We start from the raw sequence: 9,681 nt of genomic DNA, 5'->3' as shown, positions 1-9,681 counted from the left end.
CGCCTACCGGGCCGGACTGGCCCTGCCGGCGCGCCGGCCCACCGATCGGGACGACGACCGGGACGATGATCGGCCGATCGTTCCCGGCGCCGCCCGCCGCAGCGCCGGTGCCGGCCCCGAGGACGCCCCCGCCGGTGCTCCCGGTGCTCCCGACGGCAGCCTCGACGGCGACTCCGACGGTGACCTTGACGGCGCGCTCGGTCGGATCCGGCCGTCCGGCGCCATCGTCCTGGACACGCGGGGGATCAACCGTGAGGTGATCGGCGCGCCGGTCGGCGGCCTCAGCCGCAACCTCACCACCTGGGGCTGACCCGCGGTCCGGGGCCTGCACCACCGATAGCAGACCCCGGACCGCGGAACTCGCATGATCGTGTCACGTAGCTCCCACGCATCCGCCCTGCTCGCCAGGTCCTGCTGTTCGGCCCGTGAGCGTGGGGTTGTTCCGCCTGCACACAGGGGCCCCTCGGGCGGCTGATCCGGAGCGTGGCGGGAGAGATGCTGACACGGTCGGATCCGACCGTGTTGGGAGGCAGCGATGCTCCGTCACAGTTCGACGCCCGCGCAAGTCGTGGTGCGCGATCTGTCCGCCGACTTCGTCACGGAGGACGGTGCGCGAGCCTCCGTTGCGGGCACATTGCGTTACGATCCGGCGGATCCGTTCGCGGTGGAGCTCATCCTGCGCCCCGGCCGAGAATCCATCACCTGGATCTTCGCGCGCACGCTGCTGGCGGAGGGGACGCAGGGCCCCACCGGCACCGGTGACGTGCGGATCCGGCCGACCCGGTCGGATGGGCGCGCGGTCGTCACCGTCTCGCTGTCCAGCCCGTCCGGGCATGCCGACCTCGAACTGCCTCGCTCGATCGTCACCCGCTTCCTCGCGGAGATCGAGCAGAAGGTGCCGGCGGGCCGGGAGAGCGAGGGCATCGACTGGAACGCCGAGCTGCGCACCCTCCTGCGCACCCGCAACCCCTGACGCCCCGAGCCCCCGCGCCTGACGCCCCGAGTCCCCGCGTCTGCCGGCCAGAGCTCCCGGCGGTCGGAGCCCTGAGGGTGCGAGCTCCTGGTGGCCCGCCCGCTCAGGCGGACGCCCCGGCCGGCTTCGCGAGGAACATCATTTCGATGCCGGCGTCGACGGCCCGCCTGGTCTCCCGGTACCCGCAGCGGGTGTAAAGGCGGATGTTGTCGACGCTGCGGGCGCCCGTGAACAGCTCGAAGCGGGCAGCGGTGGGGTGGCGGAGCTCGATCTCGGCGAGCAGCCGGCTGGCGAGCCCCCGGCGGCGCAGCCGCGGATGGGTGATGAGCCGGCCGACCCGACAGGTGTCGCCGTCGAGCCGCCCGCGCACCGCCGCCACCACCTCCCAGCCGCGCCGCGCGACGAGGATGACCGTCGCGTCGCCGCGCCGCCCGTCGTCACCGCCTGCGGCGAGCAGGCCGCGCAGCTCGGCGACGGTCTCCGTCAGCGGCGCGATGGCGTGGTCCCCGTACAACTCGGCCTCGGACTGGTAGCAGAGATACTGCAGCTTGACGATCTGATCCGCGTCGTCGTCCCGGGCCACCGTGAGGATGATCCCGTCCTCCAGCGGTGGAGCCGGAATCGCCGGGGCCGCGGGACGTGGATGGCGTGGACCGGGGAGTGGACCGGTAGCGGGCCGTGATCCGGCGTCGGGCACGACCGTCATCCTCCCACTCGCGTCGATCGGGTGGATGGCCGAGTCAGGGAGTGTCGGGGGCGCCCTCGGTCGGTTGCCAGACGGGTATCTCGGGCGGGTCGACGACCCCGGCGTCCCGCATGAGGATGTCGATGGCGGGCGGGTCGATGAAGAACTGGTGGAAGGCCTCGGTGGGCTGCCAGACGTCAAGCACGATGAGATGACCGTCGCCGGCAACGAAACGATGGGGCACGACGCCTACCTTTTGCCGAAAATGCGATGGGTTCTCGGCCGGGGTGACGAAACATCCGGTCGGCCGGTGGCCCGTCCCGGCGCCGTCACGACTGCCGTCGCTCGATGATGCCCCGCAGAAACGCCGCTTGGCCGACATGCTGGAGGTCGTCTGAAACGACGCTGATCAGGCGGACCCCAAGGGTGACAGGCGGTGCCCACCGTTCGTCCACCACGCGGTCGAAGTCGCCGTCGGTGAGCGTGGCCAGGTAGCGGACGGTCTGGTCGTGGACGGCCTCGTGGTAGTCGACGAGCAGCGCCGGGTCGGCCACGCGGACGGCGTCGACCTCCTCGGTCGAGTGGCCGTAGCCGATCGACGCGGCCGGCAGCGGCAGCGCGAACCGGTCCGCGAAGCCCCCCGCGGTCCAGATCTGCTCGACGTCGGCAACGTCGGCGACGTGGTCGTCCTGCACCCGAGTCAGGTGCCACACCAGCCAGCCGATGGAGTTGGACGTCCCGTCGACGCGGATGGCGAGCTGCTGCGCGTCGAGCCCGGTGACGGCGTCGCGCACCTCGTCCCGGATCCGCCCGAAGGCGTCGGCGAGAAGATCGGAACCGTTCATCGCGCGGGCTCCCTCAACGTGGTCGATGCGACGCCGACGGCGCCGGTCTCGATCTTAGTGAGGACGGCTCGTCCCGGCGCGCCGCCGATTCTCGCCGATCGGCCAGGGCGGTCGAAGGGTCCGTCTTCCTTGCCCTCCGGGAGGGGTCAGCGGGCGCTTTGTCCCCCTGGAAGGGCAAGGAACGTGCGGTGATGACCCCGACGTGGAGTCAGCCGGCAGTGTGGGTCAGCCGGCAGTGTGGGTCAGCCGGCAGTGTGGGTCAGCCGGCGCGGCGGCGGGACGCGGGGCGCAGCGAGGGGTTGCCGCTGTGGTGCTCGATGCCGGCGATGTCGGTGCCCGGCGGGACGACCTTGTCGATCGCGTCGAGCGTGGTCGCGTCGAGAGTGACGTCGGCGCCGGCGAGCACGTCGTCGAGCTGCGCCTGCGTCTTCGGCCCGATGATCGTCGATGTCACCGCCGGGTGGCTGTCCACGAACGCCAGCGCCAGGTGGGTCAGCGAGATCCCGGCCTGCTCGGCGATGGTGGCGAGTCCCTCCACCGCGTCGTAGCGGGCGGGCGTGCTCGGGTCCTCGTCCAGTCCGGCACCGCCGCGACGGCGGGCGAACAGCCCCTCCGACCCGTAGCGCGAGCCCGACGGGATCTCGGCGTCGCGGCGGTACTTGCCGGTCAGCCAGCCGCCGGCCAGCGGGCTCCACGGGATGACGCCCACGTCGTGGCGCAACGTCGCGGGCAGCACCGCCTCCTCGATCGAGCGGGCGAAGATCGAGTACTGCGGCTGCTCGCAGACGAACCGCTCGCTGTTGCGGCGGCGCGCGGCCCACTGCGCCTCGACGATCCAGTCGGCCGGGTACGACGACGAACCCAGGTAACGGACCTTGCCCTGGTGCACGAGGTCGGTCAGGGCGCCGAGAGTCTCCTCCAGGTCGACGTCCCAGTCGTGGCGGTGCACCTGGTAGAGATCGATGTAGTCGGTGTCGAGCCGGCGCAGACTGTCCTCGACGGCCCGGGTGATCCAGCGCCGCGAGCCGCCGCGGTGGTTGCGCTCGTCGCCCATCTGGGTGAAGCACTTGGTGGCCAGGACGATGTCGTCACGGCGGCCCTTGATGGCCTTGCCGACGATCTGCTCGCTCTCGCCCTGGGAGTAGACGTCGGCGGTGTCGACGAAGTTGATGCCCGCGTCGAGCGCGTGGTTGATGATGCGTTCGCACTCGTCGTGGTCGGTGTTGCCGAAGGCACCGAACATCATGGCGCCCAGGCACTGGGTGCTGACCTCGACGCCGGTCCGGGCGAGCTTGCGGTACCGCATGGATGAGTCTCCTGCACTGTCGTCGCTGACCTGCATGTGTCGCTGACCTGCATGTGTCGCTGACCTGCATGTGTCGCTGACCTGCATGTGTCGCTGACCTGCATGTGTCGCGTGGCCCTGCATGCGTCGCCTGGCCCCGCATGTGTCGTCGCCGATCCCGCCCGGCCGCGACCTTCCCGTAGTTGACCGTAACGATAAGAGCACGCTCGAAGTCAACCCCGACCTGCGATGCCCGACCTGCGAGGCCCGACCGGCGGGCGCCGAGATGGGGTGCCAGCCGGAATACCGGCAAAAGGCGGGGATTCGGCAGCGTCCCGTTGGAATCATCGCGCTCGGGACGGCCGGAGGATGGGGTGAACGAGGACGGGGTGAGCAGGGTGGGGGGCGACATCCTTGCCGCCGTTGTCGACGGGGCGGCGGCGCCGCGGTCGGTCGCCGTCGTGACCGGGCTCCTCGCGCTGCTGGCGGTGCTGGCCAGCAGCGTGCCGGAGCATCTCGACACCGCGGTCCACGAGGGCGGGCACGCCTTCGTGGCCTTCCTCGTCGGCCGGCGGGTGGGCGGCGTCTGGGTGGAGTCCGACGGCAGTGGCCTGACCTATTCGTTCGGTCGGCGCCGCGGCGTCGGGCTGTTCGCGACGCGGGCGGCGGGTTACACCTTCCCCTCGCTGATCGGGGTCTGCTCGGCGCGGCTGCTGGCGGCGGGCAAGGTGACCGCCGTGCTCATCCTGGCGGTGGTGGCGCTCGCCGCGTTGCTGCTCGTGATGCGCAACCGCTTCGGGGAACTGGTCGTCGTCTCGGTCGGCGCCTCGCTGATCCTCGCCGGCCGGTACGCCCCGGGCTGGGCCCAGCTCTGGTACGCCTACCTGCTCACCTGGCTGCTGCTGTTCTCCGGCCCACGGTCGGTGCTGATCCTGCACCGGGCGCGTCGCCGCGGCGCGGTCGGCTCGGACGCCGACAAGCTCGCCGAGAGCACCCACCTTCCCGCGCTGCTCTGGGTCCTTGCCTTCACCGCCTTCAGCCTGTGGTGCGCCCTGAAAGGCACGGCCCTCCTGCTCGCCTGACGTCCGGACAACTCGCCTGATACCCGGGCAGGCGGAAGGTGCTGCATCAGCCGGCCGGGGTGCCGCCGGCCGGGGTGCCGCCGACCGAGTCGCCCCCGGCCGAGATGCCCCCGGCCGCGGCCGTCTCGACGCGGGCGAAGTGGGCGTCGACGGCGGCCAGCCACGCCAGTGGACGGCTGGCCTGGGGGCTGTGATCGGCCCCGGCGATCACGGCGAGGTGGGTTCCGCGGATGTCGTGTGCCAGGGTCTGCGCGCCCGCCCGCAGCGTGGAGTCGTGCTCGCCGACGATGACGGTCGTCGGCGCGGTGATCTCGCCGAGCCGGGGAACGAGCGAGGGGTAGCAGCCGAGTTCCCGGCCCAGCGCGGCGAGCGCCTCCGGGTCCGTCTGGCCCAACCCCGCCATCTGGCGCTCGGCGGGGTTGCGATGGTCGTGGACCGCGCCCAGGCCGCCGCCGTCCGGCGCCGCAGCCTCGCTGCTGTCGCCCTGCGCCGCGCCCACCGGGCCATCCCCGTCGGCGCCATCCCCGTCGCCGCCAGCTCGGCCGTCACGCTGAGCAACGCCGGTGCCCGACATGATCGCCGCCGCTCCCTCCAGCACCGCCGCCAGGATGCGCCGCGCGACCGGGCCGGTGGGGGTGGCCGGGGCGGCCGCGGTGTCGACGAGCAGGAGAGAACGCACCCGATCCGGATGTTCCAGCGTGTAGCGCAGCGCGATCACCCCGCCCAGTGAGTGGCCGACGAGATCGACCTCGGCCGGCCCAAGCGCCGCAATGACGGCGGCGAGGTCGGCGAGGAGCAGGTCGAAGGTGTAGCCCGCTCGACCGCCGGGTGCCCGGCCGCTCGCGCCGTGCCCCCGATGGTCGTAGGCGATCACTCGGCGCGACGCGGCCAGCTCGGGTGCCACCGCGGACCAGTCCGCGGTGCTGCCGGCGATCCCGTGGACCAGCACGACCGGGCGGTCCCGGTCACCGGCCCCGACGCCCGCGGCACCGGGCCCACCGCCCTCGGCCGGCGGGACGCCGATCTCGGCATGGGCGATCCCGGCATGGGTGATCCCGGCCAGAGCCGTCGCGCCGGGCGGGCGGGCGTCCGGCCGCACGTCCTCGACGTGCAGCTCCAGTCCCGCCGCCACCGGCAACCGCCATCCGCTCGCACTGACCACGCGCACATCCTTACCTGGTTGGGCCGCTCACATGGTCGGTCGGTTGGCCTCGTTTCGCTCGCTCACCACGCCGGGTTGGCCTACCTGGCCGCGCTACGGGCGGCCGAGGAAGGTGAAGGCGGCCCAGTAGACGGGATGTTCGGACCCGTGCGCAGCGCGATTCCAGCACGGCTCGATCGTGGAGCGGCTCACCGCCATCCGCCCGGCCATGTCAGCCCCGCCCTACCAGCGCGATGAGGCCAACGACGAGCAGGATCGCCAGAACGCCCAGCGGCATCGAGATCCAGAACAGGGTCCGGCGCCACCGGCGGTACGGGTCGACCTCGGCGGCGCTCACGGGCGACGCTCCTCGACGGAGTTGGGCACTGCCACCATCCCGATCATCAAGAAGTCACCCCGACAGCCGCAGACCCTGGCGCGCGAGCGTCCAGGACGTGAGTCGTTCGACGCTGTCGTCGACCTGATGGTCGTCGGAGACGACGGACGTCGTGAGGAAGAAGGAGACCTCGCCGAACGCGTGCCGCATCGCCCGCAGCATGTTTCCCTGCTGCAGGTTCTCGTCGAGCCAGCGCTCGACGGCCTCGTTGCTGTCCTCGACTCCGTCGGCGCTCAGCAGCCGGCTGATGAGATCCCGTTTGCTGACGACGACGACGAGTCGGCTCTTCCTCGTCCGTACTCCCATCGCCTCGAGGTTCTGCACCGTCTGCGCAAAGACGAACTCCGGTTCGCGCCGGGCCCGGATGCTGCGGTTCCGGTCCTGGTCGCGGCGATCGAGCCGGGACCACAGGCCATCGATCGAGAGGGGGTCGACGATGAAGAGAAAGGTGCTCGCCAGCCGGAGGAACTGTAGTTCCTGCAGCCGGTCTGATTCGTTGAAGTACTCACCGGCCGGATCGAAGACGTGTACCAGCCGGCGGCCGCCGCGGCGGGGCTTGAGGTATATCGAGTAGGCCCGCGGGAGTCGGATCCTGGTCTTCGCGACGTTGTCCGAGCCGAGCAGCTCGCGGCGGGCCTGGGTGTCCCACCGGCGGGTGTCCTCGTCGGCGAGCTGCAGGGTGGCGTCGCTGCGCCGGGCGATCGCGTCGACGGCCATCATGATGACGATCATCAGTCGGGTCTTGCCGGCTCCGGCGGCGCCGAACACCGGCAGGACGACCTCGGCGGAGGTGCCGACCCGGTCGGCCAGCGGGGCCTCGCAGTGCGCGCAGAACGCCTTCATCCGATGGCTGCCGAGCAGCAGGAGCGTGGGCAGGCGCTCCCCGCAGGCACAGATCCGCCGGACGACGCCGTAGCGGCCGGGCCGCACGTCGTGGTGGCGGGCGGTGCAGTTGCGGCACTCGTAGACCGGGTAGAAGCCGCGCCGGTAGCAGGCCGGGCAGGTGATGCGCACACCCCGGATCCACAGCAGGACGGTGTCGACTCCGCGCAGCAGGTAGATCCCCAGGAAGGCGACCAGGCCGACGCCGAGCAGCACGACGCCCTGGGCCGCCGCCACCAGCGAGATCACAGTGAGGCCGAGCAGCGTGCCCACCAGCAGACCGACTATCAGCACGACGCCGATCGGCCAGCGCCAGTCCATCGGCCCGTAGCCGAAGAACGCGTTTTTCAGCTGGCGCCGGCGACCGGTGGCGATGGCGACCAGCCGCGGCCAGACCAGCCGGTGGGTGTGCCGCAGGTCGCGGCCGGCCTGCCGGAACAGGTACTGGCGGTACGCCGGCTCCCGGCCGTCCTCGGTGCGTCGCGACGGCGGGCGGTCCGCCGCCGCGGCGGCCGGGTTGGGCCCCAGCCCCATCGCCCGGCCGAACTCCTGGAAGTAGGCGACGACGAGCAGCCCGGCGAAGTAGAGGGCCGCGGCCGCGGTGATGAACGGCCCGGGGATGGCGAAGAACATGATGACCAGCCAGGCGCCGAACACCAGCAGGATCAGAGTGCCCATCCGTGGTCATCTCCCTGGCTGTGGGTGGGGCCCATCTCGACGTCGTCGGATCAGGAACTCGTCACCGCTGCCGGTCCTTCTTCCGCTGCTGCTCCGCCCTCCTGCGCGCTTCTTCCTTCTTCTTCCGTTCCGCCCTCTTCCGCTGATCGTCCTTCTTCTTCTGGGCCGCCTTCTGCTGCTGCCGCGCCGCCTTCTCGGGCGCCCTGGCCGCGTTCTCGAGACGGCGCCTGGTCCACGTTCGGCGCCACCAGCCGGCGGCGTTCAGGTCCCGCCAGTCGGCGAACTCCGCGGCGGCCGCGGAGTCGATCCGGATGATCTGTGTGTGCACCGCCCGCAGGTCCTGGTAACGCCACTCGGTCAGCGGGTCGAGCAGATGGCGTTCGATGATCGTGGCGACGGCGCCGGCGTTGCGGGCGTGGCTGCGTCGAAGGACGGAAAGTACGTAGTACAGCCGGCCGGCGATGTCCGCGCGGGCCCGCTCCGGGCCCAGGTAGGCGCGCATGCTCACGAGGTAGTGCTCCACCGCCTTGCGCGGGCAGGACGCGAAGATGTCCGGGAGTTCCCGGGCCGCGGCCCCGTTCAGCAGTTCGGTCAGCTTGCCGAGATTGTGGGTGCGCTGGGCCTGGGGCAGCCGGTCCAGGTCCGAGGTCAGCACGGCGGCCTGCTTGTCGGGGGCGGTGGCGGCGGCCAGCCGGCGTCCGATGGTCGTCATCCGGGTGATCGTCGCGCGGGCGGGTGGACTCAGCCGCGCCGCGATCGGCGACTGCTCGACCGCCCGGCACAGCTCCTCGAGGTCGCTGAGGTCACCGAGGTCACCGAGGTTGCTGGGGTCACCGAGGTTGCTGGGGTCACCGAGCCGCCCGCTGCCGGCCGCGTCCGGGTGCCCCAGGGCGAAGACCGCGTTCAGCCAGGCCAGCGCGGCCGGCGTGGTGAGATCGGCGTGGTCGAGCTGATCGAGCACCCGCAGAGCCTCGCCCGGCGTCCACGCGCCGTCGGGCCAGATCCGCCGCAGCAGGTCCGCGCGCACGGCGGGCCCGGCGCCCGGCTGCGGCCCGGCCGGCCGCAGCCGCGCGATCTCCGCCAACGTGTCCACCCGAAGCCGCGGATCATGACGGGACCGGGCGATCAGCCAGACCGCGTGCAGGGCGGGGAAAGCCCGCGTCTCGTCGTCGTGCAGGGGTTCGTCGAGGCCGTCGGCGATCAGGTCGACGAGCCGGTCGGGTTCCTGCGCCGCGACGGCGGCGAGATGGGCCACCACACCGGCGCGCAGCGGCGGCCAGACCCGCATCAGCTCCGCGGTCGTCGCCGAGCGCCCGGCCAGCACCGCAGGCCCGATGAGGCGCTCCCCGCAGGCCCGCAGCAGGGGGGCGGCCAGGTCGAGCTCCTCGCGGGCGGCCAGGTGCAGCAGCGCCGTCGCCACCTCGCCGGGGGCCCCGTCCAGGGCCTGGGTGTAACGGTCGCGGGCGTGGGCGCGGCCCGCGACCGAGCGCAGCGGCACGTTCCAGCTTCCGTCGGCGGGACGCCGGGCCAGCAGTTCGCCGACCTCGATGTCCACCGCGAACATCTCCACGGCGACTGCCAGCCGGTCGGCACCGCTCGCCTCCGCCGCCGTCGTGAGGGCGGTGAGCGCGGTGCCGGTGCCCGCCGGCCTGCCCTCGGCGAGTGCCTGCAGCGCGGCCACACCGATCCGCTCGACAGTGCGCGGGTCCAGGG

Annotated in this window: 10 protein-coding genes and 1 pseudogene; 3 read left to right on the top strand and 8 right to left on the bottom strand. The window is 72.2% G+C overall.

The genetic code is table 11. From position 1 onward, the window contains the following. Together ND748_RS17745 and ND748_RS17740 are read left to right on the top strand one after the other, a co-directional pair. Nucleotides 1-310: pseudogene (locus ND748_RS17745) on the top strand (DUF3710 domain-containing protein); the annotation flags it as partial. Nucleotides 311-535: 225 nt separating this feature from the next. Further along, on the top strand, nucleotides 536-973 hold the full coding sequence (locus tag ND748_RS17740) for an SsgA family sporulation/cell division regulator (RefSeq protein WP_251746916.1): 438 nt from the start codon (nucleotides 536-538) through the stop codon (nucleotides 971-973). 103 nt (nucleotides 974-1,076) lie between these two features. Here the strand turns inward: ND748_RS17740 and ND748_RS17735 are convergent, their stop codons facing one another. The 4 genes from ND748_RS17735 to ND748_RS17720 all read right to left on the bottom strand — a co-directional run bounded on the left by ND748_RS17735 (nucleotide 1,077) and on the right by ND748_RS17720 (nucleotide 3,809). Next, the gene (locus tag ND748_RS17735; protein WP_374215957.1) at nucleotides 1,077-1,670 is read right to left on the bottom strand and encodes a GNAT family N-acetyltransferase; all 594 of its coding nucleotides are present in this window, start codon (nucleotides 1,668-1,670) and stop codon (nucleotides 1,077-1,079) included. Between the two features lie 43 nt (nucleotides 1,671-1,713). Next, nucleotides 1,714-1,902: a hypothetical protein gene (locus ND748_RS17730; protein WP_251746914.1), complete on the bottom strand. Its 189-nt coding sequence runs from the start codon at nucleotides 1,900-1,902 to the stop codon at nucleotides 1,714-1,716. A gap of 85 nt (nucleotides 1,903-1,987) precedes the next feature. Continuing rightward, complete coding sequence (locus tag ND748_RS17725; protein WP_251746913.1) at nucleotides 1,988-2,503, bottom strand: DUF664 domain-containing protein; 516 nt, start codon at nucleotides 2,501-2,503, stop codon at nucleotides 1,988-1,990. Nucleotides 2,504-2,762: 259 nt separating this feature from the next. Continuing rightward, nucleotides 2,763-3,809 carry an aldo/keto reductase gene (locus ND748_RS17720; protein ID WP_251746912.1) on the bottom strand — a complete coding sequence of 349 codons (1,047 nt, stop codon included), beginning with the start codon at nucleotides 3,807-3,809 and terminating at the stop codon, nucleotides 2,763-2,765. A 368-nt stretch (nucleotides 3,810-4,177) separates the two neighbouring features. On the opposite strand from ND748_RS17720, the gene ND748_RS17715 reads away from it, so the two are divergent. Further along, the gene (locus ND748_RS17715; RefSeq protein ID WP_251746911.1) at nucleotides 4,178-4,870 is read left to right on the top strand and encodes a M50 family metallopeptidase; all 693 of its coding nucleotides are present in this window, start codon (nucleotides 4,178-4,180) and stop codon (nucleotides 4,868-4,870) included. A 46-nt stretch (nucleotides 4,871-4,916) separates the two neighbouring features. Here the strand turns inward: ND748_RS17715 and ND748_RS17710 are convergent, their stop codons facing one another. The 4 genes from ND748_RS17710 to ND748_RS17700 form a co-directional block, all read right to left on the bottom strand. After that, nucleotides 4,917-6,032 (bottom strand): alpha/beta hydrolase, encoded by a 1,116-nt coding sequence (locus ND748_RS17710; RefSeq protein WP_251746910.1) that lies wholly within the window; start codon nucleotides 6,030-6,032, stop codon nucleotides 4,917-4,919. Between the two features lie 211 nt (nucleotides 6,033-6,243). Next, nucleotides 6,244-6,369 carry a hypothetical protein gene (locus tag ND748_RS34110; protein ID WP_285902293.1) on the bottom strand — a complete coding sequence of 42 codons (126 nt, stop codon included), beginning with the start codon at nucleotides 6,367-6,369 and terminating at the stop codon, nucleotides 6,244-6,246. 54 nt (nucleotides 6,370-6,423) lie between these two features. After that, a complete protein-coding gene (locus ND748_RS17705) occupies nucleotides 6,424-7,968 on the bottom strand; it encodes a hypothetical protein (RefSeq protein WP_251746909.1) in 1,545 nt (514 codons plus the stop codon). A 61-nt stretch (nucleotides 7,969-8,029) separates the two neighbouring features. Next, the coding region (locus ND748_RS17700) for a GTPase-associated protein 1-related protein (protein ID WP_251746908.1) at nucleotides 8,030-9,681 on the bottom strand (1,652 nt) is incomplete at its 5' end.

This window comes from Frankia sp. AiPs1, from assembly GCF_023716945.1.
Taxonomy (GTDB): domain Bacteria; phylum Actinomycetota; class Actinomycetes; order Frankiales; family Frankiaceae; genus Frankia.
This window is presented reverse-complemented; position numbering and strand designations above follow the sequence as displayed.

Coding starts and splice junctions, on each gene's coding strand:
- ND748_RS17740 (WP_251746916.1), top strand. CDS start 536: ATGCTCCGTCACAGTTCGACGCCCGCGCAAGTCGTGGTGCGCGATCTG.
- ND748_RS17725 (WP_251746913.1), bottom strand. CDS start 2,503: ATGAACGGTTCCGATCTTCTCGCCGACGCCTTCGGGCGGATCCGGGAC.
- ND748_RS17720 (WP_251746912.1), bottom strand. CDS start 3,809: ATGCGGTACCGCAAGCTCGCCCGGACCGGCGTCGAGGTCAGCACCCAG.
- ND748_RS17705 (WP_251746909.1), bottom strand. CDS start 7,968: ATGGGCACTCTGATCCTGCTGGTGTTCGGCGCCTGGCTGGTCATCATG.